At 40.3% G+C, this 22391-nt stretch carries 20 protein-coding genes; 17 read left to right on the top strand and 3 right to left on the bottom strand.

All coding sequences use genetic code 11. The features are described from left to right. Nucleotides 1-19 precede the first annotated feature (19 nt). Complete coding sequence (locus tag TERMP_RS11350) at nt 20-949, top strand: metal-dependent hydrolase (protein WP_013747444.1); 930 nt, start codon at nt 20-22, stop codon at nt 947-949. Continuing rightward, nucleotides 946-2880: a COG1470 family protein gene (locus tag TERMP_RS11105; protein WP_013747443.1), complete on the top strand. Its 1935-nt coding sequence runs from the start codon at nt 946-948 to the stop codon at nt 2878-2880. Before TERMP_RS11350 ends, TERMP_RS11105 begins: the two co-directional genes overlap by 4 nt. A gap of 181 nt (nt 2881-3061) precedes the next feature. Here the strand turns inward: TERMP_RS11105 and TERMP_RS11100 are convergent, their stop codons facing one another. Together TERMP_RS11100 and TERMP_RS11095 are read right to left on the bottom strand one after the other, a co-directional pair. Further along, the gene (locus TERMP_RS11100) at nt 3062-3955 is read right to left on the bottom strand and encodes a transcription initiation factor IIB (protein WP_048160012.1); all 894 of its coding nucleotides are present in this window, start codon (nt 3953-3955) and stop codon (nt 3062-3064) included. A gap of 154 nt (nt 3956-4109) precedes the next feature. Beyond that, complete coding sequence (locus tag TERMP_RS11095; protein ID WP_013747441.1) at nt 4110-4379, bottom strand: hypothetical protein; 270 nt, start codon at nt 4377-4379, stop codon at nt 4110-4112. A 70-nt stretch (nt 4380-4449) separates the two neighbouring features. Here TERMP_RS11095 and TERMP_RS11090 point away from each other — a divergent pair, with 70 nt between their 5' ends. The 15 genes from TERMP_RS11090 to TERMP_RS11025 all read left to right on the top strand — a co-directional run bounded on the left by TERMP_RS11090 (nt 4450) and on the right by TERMP_RS11025 (nt 21448). Next, on the top strand, nt 4450-5940 hold the full coding sequence (locus TERMP_RS11090) for a hypothetical protein (protein ID WP_013747440.1): 1491 nt from the start codon (nt 4450-4452) through the stop codon (nt 5938-5940). A 148-nt stretch (nt 5941-6088) separates the two neighbouring features. Then, nucleotides 6089-6481 (top strand): hypothetical protein, encoded by a 393-nt coding sequence (locus tag TERMP_RS11085; RefSeq protein WP_013747439.1) that lies wholly within the window; start codon nt 6089-6091, stop codon nt 6479-6481. Between the two features lie 23 nt (nt 6482-6504). Continuing rightward, a complete protein-coding gene (locus TERMP_RS11080; protein ID WP_013747438.1) occupies nt 6505-6876 on the top strand; it encodes a hypothetical protein in 372 nt (123 codons plus the stop codon). Between the two features lie 579 nt (nt 6877-7455). Continuing rightward, the gene (locus TERMP_RS11075; protein ID WP_013747437.1) at nt 7456-8004 is read left to right on the top strand and encodes an NYN domain-containing protein; all 549 of its coding nucleotides are present in this window, start codon (nt 7456-7458) and stop codon (nt 8002-8004) included. Nucleotides 8005-8010: 6 nt separating this feature from the next. Then, nucleotides 8011-9042 carry a type I restriction endonuclease gene (locus TERMP_RS11070; RefSeq protein ID WP_013747436.1) on the top strand — a complete coding sequence of 344 codons (1032 nt, stop codon included), beginning with the start codon at nt 8011-8013 and terminating at the stop codon, nt 9040-9042. Nucleotides 9043-9171: 129 nt separating this feature from the next. Beyond that, nucleotides 9172-10713: an MBL fold metallo-hydrolase RNA specificity domain-containing protein gene (locus tag TERMP_RS11065; protein ID WP_013747435.1), complete on the top strand. Its 1542-nt coding sequence runs from the start codon at nt 9172-9174 to the stop codon at nt 10711-10713. Between the two features lies 1 nt (nt 10714). Next, nucleotides 10715-11965 carry a DUF7662 domain-containing protein gene (locus TERMP_RS11060; RefSeq protein WP_048160006.1) on the top strand — a complete coding sequence of 417 codons (1251 nt, stop codon included), beginning with the start codon at nt 10715-10717 and terminating at the stop codon, nt 11963-11965. Between the two features lie 9 nt (nt 11966-11974). Then, nucleotides 11975-12943: a class II glutamine amidotransferase gene (locus TERMP_RS11055; protein WP_048160005.1), complete on the top strand. Its 969-nt coding sequence runs from the start codon at nt 11975-11977 to the stop codon at nt 12941-12943. A gap of 2 nt (nt 12944-12945) precedes the next feature. Next, entirely contained in the window at nt 12946-13287 is a 342-nt protein-coding gene (locus TERMP_RS11050) for a gamma-glutamylcyclotransferase family protein (RefSeq protein WP_013747432.1), read from the top strand. Nucleotides 13288-13289: 2 nt separating this feature from the next. Continuing rightward, nucleotides 13290-14231 carry an ADP-ribosylglycohydrolase family protein gene (locus TERMP_RS11045; protein ID WP_013747431.1) on the top strand — a complete coding sequence of 314 codons (942 nt, stop codon included), beginning with the start codon at nt 13290-13292 and terminating at the stop codon, nt 14229-14231. Beyond that, a complete protein-coding gene (locus tag TERMP_RS11625) occupies nt 14228-14386 on the top strand; it encodes a hypothetical protein (protein ID WP_013747430.1) in 159 nt (52 codons plus the stop codon). Before TERMP_RS11045 ends, TERMP_RS11625 begins: the two co-directional genes overlap by 4 nt. Beyond that, on the top strand, nt 14376-15803 hold the full coding sequence (locus TERMP_RS11040; RefSeq protein ID WP_048160004.1) for a tetratricopeptide repeat protein: 1428 nt from the start codon (nt 14376-14378) through the stop codon (nt 15801-15803). The genes TERMP_RS11625 and TERMP_RS11040 overlap by 11 nt, the downstream gene beginning before the upstream one ends. A gap of 38 nt (nt 15804-15841) precedes the next feature. After that, entirely contained in the window at nt 15842-17506 is a 1665-nt protein-coding gene (locus TERMP_RS11035; protein ID WP_013747428.1) for a DUF2357 domain-containing protein, read from the top strand. A gap of 14 nt (nt 17507-17520) precedes the next feature. Then, complete coding sequence (locus TERMP_RS11720) at nt 17521-20397, top strand: McrB family protein (RefSeq protein ID WP_013747427.1); 2877 nt, start codon at nt 17521-17523, stop codon at nt 20395-20397. Nucleotides 20398-20521: 124 nt separating this feature from the next. Further along, on the top strand, nt 20522-21448 hold the full coding sequence (locus TERMP_RS11025; RefSeq protein WP_013747426.1) for a hypothetical protein: 927 nt from the start codon (nt 20522-20524) through the stop codon (nt 21446-21448). Nucleotides 21449-21532: 84 nt separating this feature from the next. On the opposite strand, the gene TERMP_RS11020 is transcribed toward TERMP_RS11025, so the two are convergent. Then, entirely contained in the window at nt 21533-22132 is a 600-nt protein-coding gene (locus TERMP_RS11020) for a hypothetical protein (protein WP_013747425.1), read from the bottom strand. Between the last annotated feature and the right edge of the window lie 259 nt (nt 22133-22391).

The raw sequence follows: 22391 nt of genomic DNA, 5'->3' as shown, positions 1-22391 counted from the left end.
CAAAAAGTGGTGCAAAATCATGATGGGGCTTACCCACATTGTCTTTTCAATATTCTTTTATGGAGCAACAGCTTCTATCTTCAATCTTCCAATAACAAGAGGCATCCTCGCAATAGTGGCATTTGGGGCTTTGGTTCCTGACATTGATAATCCAACCAGCAGTATAGGGATGTTATTCCTACCCCTTTCAAAATGGATTAACAAACGTTATGGACACAGAACGATCACACACAGCCTCTGGTTCTGGCTGGGAGGAACGTGTTTATCATTGGCAATTGCATATCCAGTAGGAGAACTAACGTATGCTGTGGCTTTTTCTATGGGAACACTAAGTCATCTTATAGCAGATGGGATGACCAAGACAGGAGTAATGCTCTTCTGGCCAAATTCACGACCAGTTTACTTTATTCCACAGAGGCTCACGGTGAAGACAAACTCAAGGCAGGAGCTTGTGGTCTTCATTATATTCTCATTCTTGGCTGTCTCGACAGTTGGCATCTACTACATCGGCTGGCGTTCTGTTTTCAGATCAGCCATGCCAACTTTTGTTGGTGCAAGGAATCTTTATCTTGAAAAAGGCTGCCGTGAGGGTGAGGCTTATCGGGTTTTTGTAAAGCTCACATACTGTGAAGGCTTTTGCTATGATTTGGAGGGGGAAATCATTGGAGCTGGTTATGAGAGATTTTATCTTGCAACACCAAGGGGATACTTTGAGGTTACAGAGAACAGGGTTCCCAAAGTTTATTGGATGAAGACGAGAGGGCCCTATTACACAAAAATACTCCCTTTAAGGGACGTTATGAATCAAAAGCTTCAGTTGAGCCCCTTTGATGTTGTTCTAACAAATAAAGTGCCGAGATACATCAAGGATGTAGACTTGAATGAAATTCTCAAAGAGAACCCTGGGGCTGAAGTAAAGATTTACAAGTACAAGGGGGCTCTTAAGTGAAAAGAGGTATCCTCATATTCTTAATATTTTTATCAGCTCTCCCTTCTTTACAAGCCCTACAAGGAGAGCCCATCTTTAATGGACACCTAACCACCTATGACGCCATAGGAGTGGGTAATTTTACAATACAGCTTCAGCTCAGCCTTTCTGGAGAACCATACTTGATGGTTACAAACAAAACCCAAATAGTGTGGTTTGGAAAGGCAATATTCGGGAAGCAAATTGAATTTGGAAATTTCACTCTTATCATCGGCAAGTGGGCAAATGAAAGGCTACATGTTCTTATCTATGGTCCAGATACAAAAGTTCAGAAAGTTCAAAGGGCTGAGAAATTCAGGGTTAGATACCAACCACTTGTTGTAGAAGCTACTCCAAGAACTACACTAAAATTACCAATTGAAATAGAGAATCCCACAATGGACAACCTAACCTTAACATTTGACCTGGTAGATGTGCCCAATACTTGGAAAGCTCACTTTGAAACTTCTGAAAGGGCTTACTCACTCAAACAGCTACTTCTTGGACCAGAGAAAAATATCAGGCTGTATTTAATAGTTGATATCCCTGCTAACGCAAGAACTGACAAGGTTAGGTTCAGAATAAACAGCTTTGTAGGAGAGATCAAAATAGAATTTCCCGACAAAGAGCATAAAGAGAATACAACAATCACAATCCCCTATTCACAACTTCGGGTTTCATGCGATGAAAGGGCTGAGTTTCCAATTATTGTAGAAAACTATGGAGAAGAAACTTTTGCGATATTTAGAGTACTCGAGAAGCCACAAAACTGGAATGTCGATTTTTATGATAGTGAAAATCAAAAGACCAGAGTTCTGTTTCTGAAACCCAACGAGAAAAAAGTTGTGTACTTAGTTGCTGAAAAACCATATACTGGCCCAAATGAAGGAAAAATCAAGGTGCTTATCAACGGAAATAGATATCAATTCAATGTCAGCTTTCTCGGTGAGTGTAGAACCCAACATATAAGTGTAAAAATACGAGTCTTCAATGAGGACTTAGTCCCAATCAAATATCCAATCGTGAAATTTGGGAATCTAACAAAAATTGGAGACTCAGAAGGAAGAGTTGAGTTTGAACTAAATCCCGGGACCTATACAATGACATTAGCTGCCAAAGGATACAGAAACAAAACTATCAATTTGAGCCTTAGCCTCGCTGAGAACAGAGAGCTCGATGTCATCTTGGAAAAAGAACCTTCGAAGGTCGAATTGTCCTTTGAAACATTAGATGTAGAGCTGAATGAGGAATACACTACTGTAAAGTTTATTCTCAAAAATTTGGGTTACGAGGAAAGAGAGATAATGTTTGATTTATCTGGACCCGAGAACATAAGGTGGTGGGTGCTTAAAAGCCCAACTTCAGAGAAAGCTCTCTCAATTCTCAAGCTGGGACCTAATGAAATTTCTGTCCTGTATCTAAAGCTGAAAGCCAAAGATATGCACTCTGGAACTTACAACCTGACATTTAGGGTGTTAACTACAGAGAACATCACAGAGAAAGTTCTCAGACTTCACGTTCTCGAGAATCCAAAGATTAAGATAATTCTGGATTCCTACTATTATGAGACTCAAGATAAAATAACAATTCCAGTGAAAGTGCGAAATGCGGGGAATACAAAACTGGAAAACCTATCTCTGGTTGCTGAAGTCCCCGAAGGCTGGTCATATGAAGTATCACAATCAAACTTTGCTCTCGAGCCCGGGGAAACGCAAGAAATTGAAATTAAAATAAAAACTGACAGGAGAGAGGGGGAGTATAGTGTGCAGGTATGCGTTCTAAATGAGGTAAAAGAAACCTGTGACTTTGTTATAATCAGAGTGACGAAGCCTGATTCACTTATCTATGCCTTTTCATGGATTATCTCAGTGATTGGGGTGATACTAATTGGAAATTTGAGAAAAAGACAATAATGAGGTAACTATTTCAAAGACCCAATTTTATATGAGCTTCTAAAAAATCTATGAATAGAAAGGAATGCACTCATACGACCCAATACAAATTTCCAAGAGTGTAGAGGATAAATATTTATGTTGTTACCTTATCTCAGAGCCAGTACCTTGCTGAACCTAAATAACAAGGAATAAGAAACACTTAAACAATGCTCAACCCAAGCTTTTCTACTAATTCTTTGTATCTGTTTCTAACGGTTACTTCAGTAACCCTTGCAACTTCAGCAACTTCCCTCTGGGTTCTCTTCTCACCTTCAAGCAGAGAAGCAATGTACAATGCGGCAGCAACTAATCCAGCTGGACTTTTGCCACTCGTTAATCCTCTATTATAAGCCTCTTCCAAAAGCTCAATTGCCCTTCTTCTTACTTTTTCACTTAAGCCAAGCTCGTCAGCAAATTTATTCACATAATCAGTTGGCTTAACAAAAAGCTTCTTTGGAGTCAGGTTGAGGTTTCTGGCAATGAATCTAAAACTTCTCGCAATTTCTTTCTTGTCAACTCTTGCAATGTCAGCAATCTCATCAAGCGTCCTCGGAATCTTTAAGAGCCTACAAGCGGCATAAACGCAGGCAGCGATGACACTCTCAATCGAACGCCCCCTAATTAAACCTTTCCTAATAGCCTCCCTGTAAAGACGAGCTGCCTCTTCTTCAACGTGTCTTGGAAGCTTGAGTTGTGAGGCAATTCTGTCAAGCTCGCTGAGAGCGAAGGCGAGATTACGCTCGGCGGCATCACTGACTCTCAAGCGAGACTGCCACTTTCTCAAACGGTACATCTTTTCTCTCATCAAGCCGGTAATATTCCTGTCGCTCCCGATGTCTGTGGATAAACCTTTATCGTGGAGCAGAATGCTCTCAGGTGCGCCAGTTCTTGAACGCTTTTCCCTCTGAGAAGCATCAAAAGCACGCCATTCCTGCCTGAGGTCAACAATATCCTGCGTTACAATGCTTCCGCAAACTGCACAGAAGATTTCCCCACGCTCATAGTCGTAAATCAGCTTGGAGGAACCACAACTTGGACACTTACCAACATCCACCCCAAAATACAACCAACCACCCCCAAGGATTCCTTAAAATCAGAATTTCCTGAAATCCTGGGCTTCAGGAATTTCTACCAGAAACATGTAAGTTCCTGACCACTGTATGAAAGTTACTCTCCACTTAACAACCTAAAATCTCCGTAATGCAAAATTACTGCACTTTCTTTAGAGACTTCTCAGCAAACTCCTCAAGATTAAGGGCCAATTGATGGGCAACCTCATGAGAAAGTCCAAAGTATTTTTCGAGGTAAAACTCAAAAACTTCATGCAAAATTGTTTTCAGCTCCTCCAACTTGTTCTCCTGCTTGACAACAACAATCTCACCATTATTAAACCACCAACCCGTTTCATCAAGAATCTCAGCCCAGTTTGAATATGAAGCCTTGATCTCAGAAGGTTTAAGAACCCTGACTACAACCACAATACCACCCACAAACCATTTCCAGCAAATTTTAAATACTTTTCTCTTAAATTACAATTGGGTGAAGATTATGAAATACAGGGATATTAATATGTTAAATTACAAAAACTTACAAGAGATGGAGTACATTGCAGCCTTAACAGACAAAGTACCATACTACGACTTTGAGACAAAAAGGCCAAGATTTATTGAGAAAGACAAAGTCCAGCAGCTAATTTCAGAGCTCGTAAAGGAAGGAAAGTTTGCCGAGGCAAAGGAGCTGATGGAGTCCTCGAAAAAAGACTACCTCAAAGAGCTTGAGAAAAACCTTACACCTAAGCTTCTCTCCCTCAGGATTTCGTTCCCCTTATGGGTGAAGCTTTATGCTTTGGCACTCAAGCATGAGACGTCCCCGTCAGCAATTCTCAGGAGACTTTTGATCAATGCAGCTAAAAGCCTCATTGAAGAATTGAATGAAACAGGTACAATCACTCCAAGAGCATACTTGCTAATTAAAGAGTCTCTTGAAGGTTTAGAGAAACTGCAGGAGAGAAGGACATTTAATGAGGATGAAGAGGGCAGAAAGTACATACTAATTTATGAACATGAGGAGCCGATAAGTGTTTCCGACTTAAAGCATATCCACTATTTTTTGAAGCGTCTCGTGAAAGCCTATGTCAAGCGAGATAATATTCCAGAGGAAATTGTGGACTTGCTTTTTGAGAAAACTGTTGCCAGTGATTTTGAGACCCCCGAAGCATTTTTCTACACATATGTGGGTGTTTTCAAGGAGAATGATGAAATATTCCTAAGGTTAGGTCCAGAAGTGAATACTCTCGACTTCCACTATGTTGTGTTTGAGTATCCAGTACGAGCAATTCAAGAATTTCCGCCGGAAGTTGTGCTGAAATTTCATAAGAAGATTCTCTTTGATGCCTTCGTGAAGTGTCCTCATGTTATTGAAAAGATAAAGGCAAAGCTTGAGCGAGGAGAAGCTTTAACTCTTGATGATTACAAGAGTATCTTCTGCCACAATTTTGAAAAGGAAATAGAGATACTGTTCAGGGAGGGTACCAAGCCGTTTATTTACCCGGAAGAGGGTCAAGAATTCATGCATGCTGAATTTCTGCCCTACTGTTTTGAAGACTACCCCCTACCCCTATTTAGGATGGAGTTTTCAGAAAGAGAGCTCAAGATAGATGGAATAGCTCTCAAGAGAAAGCCCAGCAAAAATGAAGTTAAGGAGAATCTTGAAAGATTAAGGAGCATTGCTAAAAAAGCATACTATGAGGCTGTAGGGTTGAGTGAAGAAAAAGTAGCTGAGGCAAAGGCAAAAGTTGAGAAGGGAGAAATTGATGAGGAAGTGTTAGAGGTTCTCAGCGTTGCTAAGGGTGTCGATGCATTCCTTGAGTACCTGCTTGTAAAACAGGAAGGAGGTAAGGATCTGCTCTCAGCATTTTCAAGGTCCTCTGAAGTGTTCACAACTACATTTCCAAAGCCTCTCGTCAGAATACTGGAACTGTTCCATAGAAAGAAAGTAAAAGAGATCTTAGAAGAACTTATTCTCAAAGAACTGCTTTAACTTTTCTTCTTTTTGTTTCTTTAAGTTGGTACTTGAAGGGGTCATGCACTATGAAAAAACCGAAAAACTTAAATATGATAATATTACAAAATGCAAAAATTTTATATTACAGAAGTTTCTAGTCTAATATTACGGAGGAGGTGATATGGTGGGGGCTATTGGTAGTTTTGCTGAGCCAAGGTTAATTGTTGGGATTAAGGATCTTGTAAATGAGAAAAACGAAAGAACAAGAGTGTATTACACAGCTAGGGGAATAAAAGGCCGTGAAAATGGACAACTATTATTTGAAGCGTTGATTGAGTACCTTGTAGCTGATTGTTGGGAATGCGTTGAGAAATTAGCAAGTGAAGAATTCGATGAGATTGCTCAAGAACACGGCTTTAAAGTGTTAGCAAAAGAAATTGAATGGGATGTCCCAAAAGCAAGAGTTCTGTTTGGGTATGTTGAAATTTTCAAAAATGATTCTTTAATGAAAGGACTTGAAGAGGGTTTTAATTGGTTAAAAACTGATTTGGACGCTCTGTTTATCTCCTTAATTTAAAAGCTTGTAGGAGGGGCTTGAGGATGGAGGTGATAGTTGCTCAGGATAGGTTGTTGGGTGTTGAGGGTTTCGTAACGTATTCGGTTGTTATTGAAGGGAAAAGGGTTGATGGGACGGTTTGGTATTGTTATGTTGACGATAGCGAAAGTAATAAGTTTGAGTGGTTGAAGGATGATACGTTTGATGGAGATATAAGAAGGTTTGGGCTTGAAGTGATTGAGAAGAGGATGGTTGAAAAAGATGATGGGTTCGAGTGCCATGTGTTTTTTAGAATTGACAAGAAGTTTGAGTGCGTGATGAGTAAGGAGAAGTTTGAGGAATGGTTGAAGAAGTTGTTTTTAGAGGACGGATGGGTGGATGTTTTGATATTTGACAAGAAAGAAGAAATATCGTAGGCTCGGCCTTAGCTTTTATTAAGTTTAGATTTTTAATGGAAAAAACGAAAAGAAGACGTTTGGTATAGGGATTGGAATCGTTTTTTAAAAGTTGATAAAGGGGCTGATGAAATTTTGAGTATCAGAAAGGTTGTGAATTGACTAGAGGAATTATTTTTAGAACATGAATTAGATCGACTATTTAGTGTTTGAGGTGATAAAGTATGAGATTCTGCCCTAATTGTGGGAGTTCAATGACATTCAGACAAACTCTCAGAGGTACCATTTTTGTTTGCAGAAGTGAAGTTGTGAAATGAAAATTTCTGGTAGCCAATCTTTCAGCTGGTGGGAGTGCAAAGCTCAAAAATGATGGGCTCTCCAGTTTTAGACTTCTAGAGGATTTGCAAGGCAGTACTGTTGTGAGAGCACTACCTCCTGATATCCTCAAGGGTAACACCATCTACGTCAGTTAAAATCATATTCATGATCACCCAAATTATCAGACCGGAAGATTTAAATATGATAACAACAATATTACATAATGAAGAAGATTAATATTACAAAAACTGCTTGCATAATATTACGGAAGAGGTGGTAAGGATGAAGGCGGCTGTGTTGATTGATGGTGAAAATGTTGTGATGTGCCTCAGGGATGTCGTTGGTGGAAAAGTACATCTCGACAAAGACATAAATTGGAAGAAGTTCTTCAAGTACCTTGAATCTCTGGATTATGAAGTCACAATAGCCAGAATTTATGCAAACCCATTCATATTCCTCAAAAATCCCCACATTGCCAACAACTTAGAAAAAATGGGCATTAAAGTTGTCTTAGCAGATTCTACTATGAAAGAAAACGGACCAAAAAGTACGACTGATGCAACTATGATAGTCGATGGAATAAGCATACTCTATGAGAGGCCAGCAATTGATGCTATTGTGATTGTCTCAGGCGACAGAGACTTTTTGCCTCTTGCAGAAAAAGCAAAAGAGCTTGGCAGGACAGTTCTTTTTGCAGCTTTTCCAGACTCTACCGCAAATGTCATCAAGAACAGATACCAAGTAATTAACCTTCTTGAATTCAGTGTGCTTAATGCTACATTCGATAATAATATTTACCCGAACATTGAAGAAATTAGTGTTCAGGGGTGATTCATCATGTGCGAAAAGACCCCAATGGGGATAACAATTAAAAAGGTCCTGGATATAGCACATTCTTGGGCCACCCTTTATCATTCCAATGAAGAAGCCACGAAACAACATCTTGTACTCCCGATTTTAAGTGCACTTGAGTGGGATATTTTCAACCCTGAAGACGTGATTCCAGAGGTAAGCACTGAGGAAGGAGGCAGAGTTGACTATGCCCTCTACATCAATGGTGAGTGCATAGCATATGTTGAAGCCAAGAGCCTTGGCGTGAACATAATATCAGATCACAACGCACTTAGCCAACTTGGGAAATACTGCTTCAGCGATGGTGTCCAGCTTGGAATACTCACCAACGGCATCCAGTGGGTCGTAATTAATGCATTTGAACCAAAGAAGAAGTTAAGAGATAGACTCCTCATTGTCATAGACCTAAAACGCCTTCCATTAGAAGAAAGCATCAAAAGATTATCATGGTTATCCAAGGAAAAAATCAAAAACGTAGCCAATATCCAAGAAAGGCTTGTAGAGATTCCTCAAAGTGATGATTCTAAACTAAAAGAAAGCAACCCAGGCTCAACACGACTAATAGAAAAAATACCAATACGTGAGTCTTCAAGGATAAAAACTCTGGAGGTGGAAGGGATACCGGTAAGTACACTTAATGCTCCAACAATCGATGAGCTTCTTTATGTGGATTTGAAAGGTAAGCGTCCATTAAGTGTGTATGTGAAACTCAGCGAAACGTGGTGGAGGCTCGAGATTGTTGGTGGGAAAAGGTGGGGAAGATCACCAAGGCTCAAGTGGAGCACCTTATTGCCAGCTGTAGTTGTATTTCTCCTGCAGAAGGGGATTGACATTAGCAACTTGCATATTCCTTCTAAGATTGATCGTTTAGAGAGGATCATTCCTAGAAGTGCCGGAGTTATTGAAATAGGAAATGGCTTTGGTGTAATAATGCCAGGTGATGGGAATTCCACTGTGCAATTTCTCAAGAAAATCAAACAGCGAACCGGAATTGACGTAGCCATAGAAGTGTATTGATCCGAGGAATTTCCATAATAAGCATTGGATTTGAGTTTATTTGAAAATAACGAATGTTGGAAATAACGATAACAGTATTCTAATCAAATGTTGAAAAATCACTATCTATTGCTGAACGGAGGGTTTGTGATGAAGATAACAATCTACGATGGTGCTGATACTATTGGCGGAACAAAGATCCACATAGAGGAAAACGGAAATGGGCTTCTCTTAGACTTTGGAATGAACTTCGCAAAATATTCACTTTATTACGAGGAATACCTTGGTGAAAGAACCTCAAGAGGAATCTACGACTTGTGGAAGCTCAACCTAATCCCAAAACTCAACATTTACCGAAAAGATTTAATCCCAAAAGACCTTGCCTTAGAAATTAGCCAATGCTCAAAGCCCCAAGTCAACGCAGTCCTTATAAGCCATGCCCATCTGGACCACGTAGGTAACATAACCCTGCTTGATGAAAATATTCCGATCGTAGGTTCTCCAACAACGATTGCAATCCTCAAAGCCATCAACGACACTTCTAAGGGAGGCAACCACTTTGGGATTGAGCTCCCCTACTACAAGATCAGAAAAATAAAAGACTCGGAAGGCTACATCATAGAGAGTGACAGGAAAGCAGATTATCCTTCAAGGAAAATTGTTCTCATCGAATACGTTCAGCCTCTCCACGAATTCCTCTTCTACAGGCCCGGACAAGAGTCACCAAAAGCCAAGAAAATCATCCCCAACGAGGTGAAAACCCTTGATGAAGAAGATTTGGGCTTTGAAGTCAAGGCTTTCCACGTGGATCATTCAATTTATGGAGCCACAGCCTACATAATTGAAGGTGACATCAGCTTGGCTTACACTGGAGACTTCAGGCTACACGGTGGGAAAGGAGATGAGACAAGGAAGTTCATCAAGGCAGCCAAGAACTCAAGCGTCCTAATAACCGAGGGGACGAGAGTTGGAAGAGATGAGCATGGAAACACTTCAGAGCAGGAAGTTTATGAGAATGCTCTAAAGATTGTTGAAGATGCCAAAGGGCTTGTGATAGCCGATTTCTCTCCAAGGAATTTCGAGAGGCTCGAGAGCTTCAAAAAGATTGCAGAGAATACTGGAAGAGAGCTCGTGGTTACGGCTAAAGACGCTTACTTCCTACATGCTCTCCAGCTGGTTGATGGCATCAACAGACTCGAAGGCTTGAGGATTTATGGTAACTTCAAAGCTACCCAGGACAAATGGGAAAGCATAATTGTCCATGGGAATTATGCCGAGCAGTACATTTCTCCCTTCGAGATTAGGGAGAACCAAGAGAACTACATCCTCTGCTTCTCGTTCTACGATATGCCTCATCTGCTTGACATAATGCCTGATGGCGGGACTTACATTTACTCCTCCAGTGAGGCTTTTGGAGAAGAACAGGTCTTTAGCTTTCTCCGCCTATGGAACTGGCTACAGTATTTCGGTTTTGAAGTTCACGGGTTTGAGGTAGATAAGTATGGAATGCCAATTTTTGAGAAAGGACTTCACGCCTCTGGACACATTTCCAGGGAAGAGTTGAGAGAAGTAATTGAAGAAATTGATCCGGACTACGTTATTCCAGTTCACACAGAAAAGCTCGAATGGTTCAGGGAAAATTGGGGTGAAGAGGCTGTTGTTTTAAAGAATGGGGAAAGCTGGAGGGTTTGACATGCCCATCCCGGAGAACATATTGAGGGAGCACGTGTTGAAAGCCATAGAGGATATAGATAGAAATGGCACTCCCAAGAACAGGAGGTTCAGGGTCTGGTTTTTGGTTTACAACGGAAACAGATATCCAGTAAAGTATGTGGTAGAGCTCGCCAACAAATACGTTAACGGGGAACTTCTACCTTCCTCAGAGTTCACAAGCCACGAAGCAGCGAGATATTTGGAAAAACTTGGGTTTGTGGTAGAATACAGAGAGAAACACATCTCTGATGGAAAAAACCATAAGCCGGCCAGAATCTCTAAGTATTCCCCACTTGGAGAATATTTATCAAAAATCGCTAAAGACACTGTAGTTCTGAGGTTTAGAGACATTGAACGCATCATTGGGAAAGAACTCCCACCAGCGGCAAGGACATACAAGGCTTGGTGGGCTAACGACAAAAAGCATCCTCAAGCAGTACATGGATGGTTAAAAGCGGGATGGAGGATTAGGCATGTTGATCTTAGAGATGAAATAGTATGGTTTGAGAAAATCCAGAAAAATAGGATATTCCCAGAAAATAAGAGATTTCCTCCGGACGAATTCGACGAAAAAATGTACAGAGTCTTCGAAAAGTTTGCTACACTCATAGAGGAAAGGCTGAAAGCCATAGCTGAAGGACGCTCTGAGCTTGAGGAAATTTACCAAGAAAGCGAGGACACAGTTAGGTACATGATGTTTCACTCGCTAACGACCGTTGGAGGAGTTGATCCAACGGATGTCTACCTTGAATACCCGCATCCACAAGTTCCCAATAAGAAATACGCGAAGCTTGACACGTTTGTAGCTCCTAAAGAGAACAGACCAGCTTTAGCATTCGAGATGAAATTCCAAAAAAAGATTGGTAATAACGCCATGCCCAAACCGGACAATGCTGGAGCTGTGTTCGCCGACATCCTCAAACTTGCCCTCTTTAGAAAAGAGCAGGGCAATATCAAGAGGTACTTTGTCTACGTTGCTGATGAACACATGGTTAGCTATCTCAGCAACCCTGCTCGTGGATACGAACCATTCATCAGCTTAAAGGAAAACACCGGATTCAAAGTTACCCGAGAGTACTTGATTAGAAAGCCCGTAACCTTCGTTAGGCAATTAAAGAGAATAACTGAAAAAGAAGACTTTCCAGAGCCTACAGTAATCTGCAGATTTCGGAGAGACCTAAAACTCGGAAACAAAGAGATAGCAATTAGGATTTACGAAGTAGTGCCGTGAGGGATAGATATGTGTGAACTCTTTGGAGTTAACGCAAACAAAGAAGTAGATGTCAACTTTACGTGGCGGGGCTTCGTGAGGAAAGGCAAGCTTAATCCTCACGGCTGGGGCGTTGGCTGGTATTTAACAGCCCTCCACGGAAAAAGGGCCGCTTCACTGGTAAAGCAACCGATTCCAGCTTACAAAAGCAGAATTGCCCTCACACTCCCAAAGCTTAACATAAAGAGCCAAGTCATCATAAGCCACGTAAGATTTGCTACTAGTGAAATCAACTACCTGAACACTCACCCTTTCATTAGGAGGATTAAAAGCATCGGTCAGTACGATGAGTGGATTTTCGCCCACAATGGAGTGCTTGATGGTGTTGAAGAACTGCCCAGGCGCTTCAAGCCTTTAGGAACAACAGACTCAGAGGCAGCATTCTGCTACATAATGGAAAACCTGGAGGGGATAAGAACAATAAGAGAACTCTTTACCAAACTCTACCAGCTTTTGAGCGAGCTCAGTGATTACGGCACGCTGAATGTTCTGATAAGCAATGGGAGGTACCTCTTTGCCTACAGTTATTATCCCGGTAAAGGCATGTGGCTGCTGAAGCGTCATCCACCACATAAGGGTCGCGCAAGGCTCCTTGACGAAGATTTTGAAGTTTCAATTGGAGACGTAAAAGCCGAGGATGAGTATGCTTACCTTGTGGCAACAAAAAGGCTCACAGACGAAAACTGGGAAAAGATAGAAAAAAAGAAGCTCTACATCTTCAGGGATGGTGCCTTATTGCTCAAGGTAGGAAACAGAATCGAGCCAATGCTCGACAGCGAAGCCATAGAAGTCCTCAGAGCGGTTTTGAATAGAGAGAACGTTGAGCTCAACGAGACAGTCAAGCGGCTTGTGGACTTAAAACTCCTGAAAATCACCGAGAGTGGGGCTGTAATAAACGATTACAGGGAGGCAATAGTCAAACTGATTGTAGAGGAGTGATTATGAAGATAGCAGTTTACGGCACCTTGAGGAAAGGCAAACCGTTGCACGACTATTTAAGGGAGAGTAAATTCCTTGGCGAGGACTGGATTGAAGGTTACGACCTTTACGTTGACGTCCTTCCTTACGCCGTTAAGGGTGAAGGGAGACTGAAGGTTGAAATCTACGAGGTTGATGAAGAAACATTCGAGAGAATTAGTCGTATGGAGGTAAACGCCGGCTACAAGCCAGTTGAAGTGGATACAAAGTTTGGCAGGGCGATTCTCTGGAAGTGGGTACATGAGCCGAGTGGGGAGAGAGTAGAGAGCGGGGATTTTGATGATGTCGAGTTTAAAGGGTGGTGAATGTGCTCCGCTCAAGGCTTGAAGGCGGTCTCTGGGGAGTCCTCGTTGGAGATGCCTTTGGCTTAACCTTCCAGTTCACCAGCAGGCTTGCGATGGAATTGAATTATCCAAAACCCAAGGAAATCCCAATGCTTGACGGCTTGTGGAGTGATGACTCCTCTTTGACTTTGGCAACCGCCCACGCACTGAGGGAAGGCTACAGCATTGAGAGGATTGCAGAGAACTTCCTCCGCTGGTATTATGACGGCGAATTCACGCCGAGGGGTTATACATTTGACCAGGGCAACACAACTTCAAGAGCAATAGAGCGCATTGCTAATGGAGTTCCGCCCCTTGAGGCTGGCGGTAGAGGAGAGTGGGATAACGGCAACGGCTCGCTGATGAGAATCCCGCCAGCGGCGTATTATGCTTACTTCAAGCTCAACTCTTTGGAGGAAAGGCTTAAGCTTATTCACGAGGTTTCCATGATTACTCACGCTCATCCCAGAGCGCTCATTGGCTGCGGCATTTACTCCTTGATCGTGTGGAACATTCTTGACGGAATGGACAAGCTTAAAGCGTATCATAAAGCAATAGAGACAGCGGAAAAGTTCTACTTAAGAGAATCATTTGCCAAGGAGCTCGCCCATTACGAGAGGGTCTTGAGCGGGAGGATTCACAAGGTTGAGAGGAGCGAGATTAGGGGCAGTGGTTATGTCGTGCATACTCTTGAGGCAAGCTTCTGGGCTTTCCTGAGGAACGAGAGCTTTGTCAATGCGATAAAGGAGGTAATCTCTCTCGGGGAGGATGCTGACACTACGGGAGCCGTTACTGGCGGCTTGGCTGGAACGTATTATGGAATTGGCGCCATTCCGCAAGAGTGGCTCGAGAAGATCGAGGCGAAGGAATACGCTGGAGAAATAATCAACACCTTCATTGACAGCCTTCTTGGGCGGCAGAAATGATCATGGAGCCAATCAAAATAATAGCTGGCTTTTTGCTTTGGGTCGTGCTCTTGCTTTTCCTTTTGGCACTTGGAAGATCCTTTTGGAAAGCATTGGTGGAGCTCCTTGCTGATGTTTGCGAAGAGGTGGAGAAGAGGAGGAAGGATGATGGGTGAGTTGGTTAAGAAGTTTGTAAAGCCAGAGGGCATTACAGTTGAAGAATTCTTTGCAGAAGGATTTTCGGAAAAATCTCTGGAAGATCTTGAGAAAGCGTATGAGGAAGCTTGGGAAAGAGAGAAGCTTCTTTACGCTGATGGCTACATAAAGCTACTCGTCAGCATTGCTGAATACTACGAGAAAAGATCTAAAAAGGGTAGCAAAAATGAAGTTGAGGCGTTTTTGGATGAGTATTTTGGTACCTCTTCTAAAAGCCCTACTTACAAAAAATTAGTCACAAAATATTACATCAAGGCTTCTAATATCGCTACCTCGGTATCTTTGATTTACCTTTCACAGCAAAATAATCCTGAGAAGGCTGAAAAATACTTAAAGCTGGCCGTTGAGCTTGGAGAAAAGGTCATGAAGCTCGGCGTTATTCCAAAAGATTATTCAATAATACTGAACATATTAGGCACCTATTATTATGAAACTAACCGCCCTGAGAAAGCTCTAATGGTGCTTAAGAAGGCGTTGAGATATGCAATGACCCCACGTGAGACGGCACTTACTCTATATAACCTGGCACTCACTTATGCTGAATTGGGCATGAATAGGAAAGCAATTGACTTCATGGTGAACGCAATCTGTATTCATTATTCAACACAACACGACTTCGGCGATGCTTCTCTTTATGATGACGACATTAACAGAATAATTGAGATGACTGGTGATGCTAATACGGACATTTATGCTTTGAAGGTTGCGCTTGACTTAATTAGCGGAAATTTAACTGCCGAGGAGGCTAAGAAACTGCTTGAGCAGATTGACCGTGATGAGTGGCCGCTAACCGATGCCTTGCTCTCAATACTAAACGGAGAAGAGTGCATGCTGTCAATTGATTTAGTGGAGTGTATAACGCTCTTGCAAGACATTGCAAAAATAGTTGGAAATGAAAATGCTCTAAAGCTACAGAGCTTCTACCCAAGAGAAGTTGAGGAGGATCTGAAGAAGTTGGGGGAATACATCAGAGGGAAGTGTGGGAATGTACAACATCTAACTTGGGAAATAAGTGTGACTCACAATTTAGAATCTCGTATTAAAGTCAACTATGTGAGTAAGGAGTGCTACTACTTAGTTGGGAGCTATGAAGAACTTACGTTCTCCTGGTTTATGAAGAGAAGAAACTGGAGATGGAGGATCAAGGGCATTGTTTGGATTAACGAAAAGCCGCACATACTACTTGGGAAAGTTAAAAAACAAAGACTCTGGTATGCCCTCTACAACATAGACATGTCTGAGCCAAAAATCTTCAACTTACCGATACCGGCTAACTTCACTGGAGATTTATGGAACGCCTGGTCTGATAACTTGGAGAAAGTTCTAACAAATCATTTCATAACCGAAAAAGATAAGTTCAGATTTGTGTTATTTTAAATGACAGAGGTAAATTATGGGAGGGACAATATATAGATATGGAAAAGAGCAGGAATAAAAATTTCCTTCCAGAAATATCATTAGATAAGGGTGGAAAATATCAACTAAAAGCCAAGAAGAAAAAGGAGAGTATAATAAAAGATGCAGAGACATTATATCTCTTTGAATGGCAAGAATATATGATTATAGGAGAAAAAGAATTCAGCGTAAGAATTGGAGATGAAAAGATTGAGGCAGAGAAAATCAACGAAAATACCTACATAGCAACATTTCAGTTCAAAAACTACATTGGAAAGACTCACATCGAGATTCTGGAGGGTACTAAACCAATCTCCCTTGAATTCAAGAATTTTGAAGTGCTCTCAGAGAAAGTGGGGAAAATTTACAACGTCAGTCCAGAGAATACAGAAGAGCTTATACAGAAGCATGAGGAACTCTACAATGCGTTACTCAAATACATAAGCGAAAAATCAATTTCTCTTCCATTCTCGGTTAGTGCTCCCACAGCCTTTGGAGTTGAAGAATCCGAAGAGCCTATGAGCGAACTCTTTGTATATCACTTTCTTGTGAATAACAGGGAGAGGATAATCTCAGCCTATGAAGAAATCATAAGACGTCCTCACAGAAAACTTGTTGAGAGGGAAGAATGGCTAAACTTCTGGGAAGTAAGTGAAGTTGATGAAGACACTGTGATGTCAATCATTACCCATCCTGAATACTTGATAAAAGCGGAGCCCTCTTCTATTGCAGTTGCAGAATACTTGAACAATCATGTTCCCACTAAGGTTGCTCAAAGAATTAAGTATGAAAGCTTTGACACTCATGAGAATAGATTTGCCAAGCACTTCCTCAACGAGTTGATAACATGGGGTGAGAAAGCTATTGCTGCAATTCTAACTTCGTCATATCTAACAAAAGAGCAAAAGGAGAATGCAACTTCCAAACTAACCTCTATTCTTGGTGAACTGGAATACTATGCCACAAGTGATATTTTCGATGATGTTGGTGAGATGGTCATCTTTCCATACACTTCTCAAGTGCTTCTTAAACGTGAAGGATACAGGGATTTACTCCAGCTCTGGCGAGAGTTCAGGAGTTACTCACCGTTTTTCGATGAAATGCAAAAAGCCATAGATAACAAAGACATTGCCAAGCTTTACGAGTACTGGTGCTTCTTCAAGCTTGTGGAGGAACTTGGGAAGATACTTGGACAAGAAAACTTGAGAATAATTGTTGAACCAACCGGGGAGCTATCTGAGAGAGGACATGTTTATGCAGAGTTTGATAACGGTTGGAGGCTTTATTATAATCTGAAAAAGCGTGGTTATTCTGTCTCATTAAGGCCAGACTTTTTGCTTTTAAAAGGAAGAAATATCATTGGGGTTTTCGACGCTAAGTTTAAGCTCGATGTTGTTGACGTTAACGAGTTTGCAGAAGAGGACAGAGAAATGGAAAGAGCGCCCAATTTTCAGACATGGGCAAAGCTTGAGGATATTTATAAGATGCACACTTATAGGGATGCTCTAAATGCTAAATTTGCTGTGGTGCTTTATCCGGGGGATAGGAGTTTGTTTTTTGACAAAATAAGCAAGAAATGTATTGGAGACCTAAAAGAATGCAAAGGAAAATTCGATTTAAGGGCATTATTGGACAGAGATAATGTTAAACTTGAGGGAATTGGGTATTTAAGTTGTAAACCCTAAAAAGGTGATGAGAAGTGTCCCGGAGGATTGACGAAATATTAGATGTTCTTAAGGAAATTAAGGATATGTATTCTCCCGAGCAAGACTTAGAAAAGCTTAGAAAAGAGGCAACAGAAAGAGTTGCAAAAAGACATGGAGTAGAAATAAACACTGTATCCGATAAGTATACACGGCAACTTGGGTTGAATGTAGCAGGGTTTGATGAGCTCTTGAAAGAATGGATAATTAACAACAATCCTCAGCCCCTAATGCAAAGGTTGTTGAAATATGCTGTTGATAACAGGGATAAAAAAAGGATTCATGAATTCTTTGGAGACTCAAACTCTGAGAAACAAATAGAAACGAAAACAATTGGGATAGTTGCAAATATTGCTTGGGCGCATAACAGATGGAAAGGATTTGATGAGGAAGGATTTAAGAAAAGGGATAAATATGGCTTTGAGTACGTTAAACAGACTGGGTTAGCTCATGAATGGTGGAATTTCTATGAAAACTTCAGTCCAGAATATTATTATGGCCACGTTGAGAGTAGGGGAAAACTTGGCAAGTTTAGTGAGGGTTTAGTAATTTTCATTTCAAGAAACATAGATGATGGGAAATTTTATCTTGTGGGGTTCTATGGAAAAGGAGAATACTCAAGGGAGGGTTTTAGAACCGGTAAAGCACTAACCGAGATTCTTCCAGATGAAGCTAAAGAATACTTAAATGAGGCAATAAAAAAGGGCGATATTTCGGAAAAGCATGCTGAATATATTGCCAAAGTGCTATCTGGAGAAGTTAATGAAGTTGTAAGCAAACTCAGGGGCAAAAAAACATTATCAACAGTGTTCCTTCCAGAGGCATATGTTAAATTTTCTCCCGAAGAGATAGGACTCAAAAAATTTGGTCAAAACAAGATAGTATATATTGGAGAAAATGAGATTATTAAGCCAGAAAGTGTATATAACCTCCTTTTAAAAGCAAAACAACAACATGAAGAGCTTTTAAATAACCCAGAACTTCCAGATGAAAAAAGACAAGAAGCAGAAGACATCATTAAAAAGATAGAATGGGTGTTGGAGGAGTATTTTGAGGGTGAATTTATGGGCAAAGATGATTCAGATTCGAAGAATATTAAAAATTTGAAGCAATATTTCCACTCAAAAGGTTACCACTTCCCAGATCATGTCATTGCTCAATTTTACACTGCCCTAAAAACAAAAGGTTTTGTAATTCTTTCAGGCTTAAGTGGAACAGGAAAGACAAAAATTGCTTTGGAGTTTGCTGAACTTTTAGAAGATAGATTAGCAGGGGATAAAATCCCTCAATTAATGGTTGCATCAGGTCCAAATACGAAAGCTGAAGAGGAAATCAAGGCAATTGAAAAAACAATTGAAGAAATTGGATACGTGATTTATGCTTGGAGACCTGCAGGAAAAGCAAAAGATATTGATCTTCCATTTATCCTGTGGGTGTATGATAGTGATGAAAAAGATACCCAGTACTATCGAAAGGTTCCCTACGGGCTTTTTATAGTTGATAGAATTTTAAAAGAAGAAAAAGAATTGCCAGAAAGCTGGAAAAAAGGTATGAAATGGGTTAAAAGGGTTTATGATGAGACTGTAGAGGACTACATCAAAGAGCATGACATTTTCTTAAAAGCTATAAAGGTCATAGAGTGTGATAGAAGTGTATCACAATTTTGGGATGTTGAAAAAGAACGACCAGCTAGGAGTAGTGACATGAGTGGTGGAGGGTTCATCAAGGTCAAAGCTCCAAAAGATTGCATGCCTAAGATTAGTAATCACATCTTCCTCTCCGTCCGCCCAGATTGGAGAGATTCAAAGCCTTTGCTTGGCTACTACAACCCGTTAGATGGCAAATATTACAAAACTCCTCTCTTAGAATTCATCCTAAGGGCAATCAAAGATTATGAACAGAACAGAGAAAAAGCCATGCCCTACTTCATCATTCTCGACGAGATGAACCTTGCTCACGTCGAATATTACTTCGCCGACTTCCTCAGCGTCCTTGAGAGCGGCAGAGATGATAGCGGTTTCACGAGAGAGAGCATAAAGCTCCACGATGTTGATAAAGTTGTAGAAGAGCAAGGCATTCCCAAAGAACTCAAACTCCCGCCAAACCTATACATAATAGGTACGGTGAATATAGACGAAACAACTTACATGTTCAGCCCTAAGGTTCTCGATAGAGCGTTTACAATAGAGTTCCATGATGTGGATCTTGAAGGTTACCCTCCAGAGGAAGCCAAGTTATCGCAGGAAGAACTTGAAAATTTAAGAAAGAGAGTCCTTGATGATCTAAGAAGGAGTGGGAAATTCTTAACAGTTTACAAGAAAGGAAAAGATGGCCTAGCAAAAAGCGATATTGAAGAAGCCCTTAAAGAGCTCAAAAACGCTGGCAATGGAAAATACTGGCAAATACTCCAGCAACTCAACAAGACCCTCGAGCCATACGACTTGCACTTTGGTTACAGAGTAGTTGATGAGATTGCTTTGTTCTTCGAAAACGCAAAAGAAAGCTGGAAAGCAAGAATAATAGAGTTTGAAAATAATAATGATGAAAATAAAGTTAACAATGAAATTTTCGACCTTGCACTTCTTATGAAAATACTTCCAAAATTCCACGGCAACAGAAAGAAGCTTGAGAAACCATTACTGCTTGTTCTTAAGCTCGCAAAGAAAGGGATGCTTGATGAAAAAGACGCCGACAAAGATGTTGACGAACTATTCAAAGAGGTATTTGAGACTGAGAACATACAGAACAAGAGTGATGTGGTGGTTAAAGTACTTGCAAATTCTACTAGCAACTATACACTCCAACACACAGCCAAAAAAGTTCTTAGAATGCTCAGACAGCTCTATGAGATTGGCTTTGCATCCTTTAGTTGATTCTTTTTGTTATTTACTATCAAAGGCAAAATTCTAAAAACTAAAAAAATCCTCCTTATTGAACTTTAAAAACAGAAAACAGATAGATACTTATAAAAAATAATCACAAGATAGGTGTGAAATTATGGTTAAGCTTATACCAATACTCTATGGGAACAAGAGATATCCCTATGGAATCAAACCCAAGATCAAGGAAATCCCAGCTCATTTTGATAGTAAAACAAAAATACCCTGCAACTTTGACTATTCACTTCACACGGAATACTCATATTATCCACGAAAATTTACCTCTCCTGCTTGCAAAGGGTTAATAGGGATAAAGAGAGCAGATAAAAGAGGGGTACCCAAATTATGGTTTGATGAAGACTGGGTGGGGGACTTTATTGTTTTTATTTTCAGGCTTGTAGGTGAGAAAAGACCGCCAAAAATAATTGAAATACATCCACCATTCAATGATTACTGTAAAAATTTAAGTCATTTCGTGGACCTCTATGAAAAGTTCGAAAGAGAAATCCTAAACAAGTATCCGGATGTGCAGATATTCATCGAAAATAGGTATGGAACACAATATCATGGTGGCAATTTCATACTCTCAACTACGTACGATTTAAAGAAGCTGACAAAGCTAATAGAAACACGTGAGCTAAAATTGAGAATTGCTTTAGACATACCACAACTATTTTCAGCTCACAACATGGAAATTGGCAGATTTTCAAAAAAGAGAATATCTCAGATTTTCAAAGAGCTATACCCAATAAGGGGATATATAATGAGCATTCATCTATGGGGAAAATGTCTGGGGAAAAATAAGAGACCTACATCCCACGTAGGCACATTAGACTCATATTTTGGTGGACTGAAATGTAAAGAGCTATCTAAAGGTAATCCGCAAGAACAAGTAAGAGAGCTTAAAGTGCATTTCTTAAGAGAGCTACATGACCTACTGAATGATGGTTTAGTCAGGTATTTTGTCCCAGAAGTGAATAGTAATTCTATCCATTTGCATTCAATTGTGAAGGACTTGATTAGCTTTGGATTTGAGTTTATTTGAAAATTAAAACGTGGAAATATTAATATAATTAATCGAGTTGCTTTTAAAGTAATTCAAAATGAATAGGGAACATCGTGGCTCCAACTACTGAAATTTTTTAGCCAAAATTCCAAATATTTCACCTATACATTCGATTGCTATGTTCACTATCTCGTCCACTTTTTTCTGATCAATGAAATACCAACTCTTTGAGTGAGGAATGGCCTTCATATAAATGATATTTCCCAATCGCTTAGGAAAATTATCTCCGTTCATTATATCAAAAATAAGCTCATCCAGCATGTCTAAATTTTGATAGAATTTTACTATCTTCTTTATTGTTTTAGCTATAAAAGGGTCATCTTTTAATTTAAACTCTTGAAGATCTTCAAGAAGCTTACGTCTAACCTCTCTTAAAACTTCTTCTGCACTTCTAGTCCTCTCATAATATTCCCTTATAGCTTCATCAGATAGTATACTTAACAATCTCTGCTCAGCATAGTCTAATAAGTGGTGGAGGATATAATATTCAACTCCCGTTTCCCCGTATAGTGACTTTACATGAGTCACCTGTCTCTCAAAGATATTAATATCATATCTCCCCGCATCATGAGTTTCATCCTGGTCTATTAACTGATCAATTTTCGAAGTTGAGAAGCCTAAAATCCTTTCTCCCCATTTCTTGTGAACTCTCCATGAGGGCATTTCTTACCCCCCATCCTCTCTTAGATATTTATTCAAATAATTTAATCTTAATGGCAACACTCGGTAGAAATATCATAAAAGGCAAATTCTAAAAACCAAAGACATCCTTTGACCCAAAAATCACCTAATTTCTAAATCCTCAGGCTTAAGCATCTTAACTCCCTCTTTTTCACATAACTCCTTGGCCTTCTCAGTAAAGCCAGACTTTGAGAAGAGGGAATTCTACCCTTCTATCTACAAACATAGTACCACCTTACAG

This window comes from Thermococcus barophilus MP (genome assembly GCF_000151105.2).
GTDB classification, from domain to species: domain Archaea; phylum Methanobacteriota_B; class Thermococci; order Thermococcales; family Thermococcaceae; genus Thermococcus_B; species Thermococcus_B barophilus.
This window is presented reverse-complemented; position numbering and strand designations above follow the sequence as displayed.

Coding starts and splice junctions, on each gene's coding strand:
- TERMP_RS11350 (WP_013747444.1), top strand. CDS start 20: ATGATGGGGCTTACCCACATTGTCTTTTCAATATTCTTTTATGGAGCA.
- TERMP_RS11090 (WP_013747440.1), top strand. CDS start 4,450: ATGAAATACAGGGATATTAATATGTTAAATTACAAAAACTTACAAGAG.
- TERMP_RS11080 (WP_013747438.1), top strand. CDS start 6,505: ATGGAGGTGATAGTTGCTCAGGATAGGTTGTTGGGTGTTGAGGGTTTC.
- TERMP_RS11075 (WP_013747437.1), top strand. CDS start 7,456: ATGAAGGCGGCTGTGTTGATTGATGGTGAAAATGTTGTGATGTGCCTC.
- TERMP_RS11070 (WP_013747436.1), top strand. CDS start 8,011: ATGTGCGAAAAGACCCCAATGGGGATAACAATTAAAAAGGTCCTGGAT.
- TERMP_RS11065 (WP_013747435.1), top strand. CDS start 9,172: ATGAAGATAACAATCTACGATGGTGCTGATACTATTGGCGGAACAAAG.
- TERMP_RS11060 (WP_048160006.1), top strand. CDS start 10,715: ATGCCCATCCCGGAGAACATATTGAGGGAGCACGTGTTGAAAGCCATA.
- TERMP_RS11055 (WP_048160005.1), top strand. CDS start 11,975: ATGTGTGAACTCTTTGGAGTTAACGCAAACAAAGAAGTAGATGTCAAC.
- TERMP_RS11050 (WP_013747432.1), top strand. CDS start 12,946: ATGAAGATAGCAGTTTACGGCACCTTGAGGAAAGGCAAACCGTTGCAC.
- TERMP_RS11625 (WP_013747430.1), top strand. CDS start 14,228: ATGATCATGGAGCCAATCAAAATAATAGCTGGCTTTTTGCTTTGGGTC.
- TERMP_RS11040 (WP_048160004.1), top strand. CDS start 14,376: ATGATGGGTGAGTTGGTTAAGAAGTTTGTAAAGCCAGAGGGCATTACA.
- TERMP_RS11035 (WP_013747428.1), top strand. CDS start 15,842: ATGGAAAAGAGCAGGAATAAAAATTTCCTTCCAGAAATATCATTAGAT.
- TERMP_RS11025 (WP_013747426.1), top strand. CDS start 20,522: ATGGTTAAGCTTATACCAATACTCTATGGGAACAAGAGATATCCCTAT.
- TERMP_RS11020 (WP_013747425.1), bottom strand. CDS start 22,132: ATGCCCTCATGGAGAGTTCACAAGAAATGGGGAGAAAGGATTTTAGGC.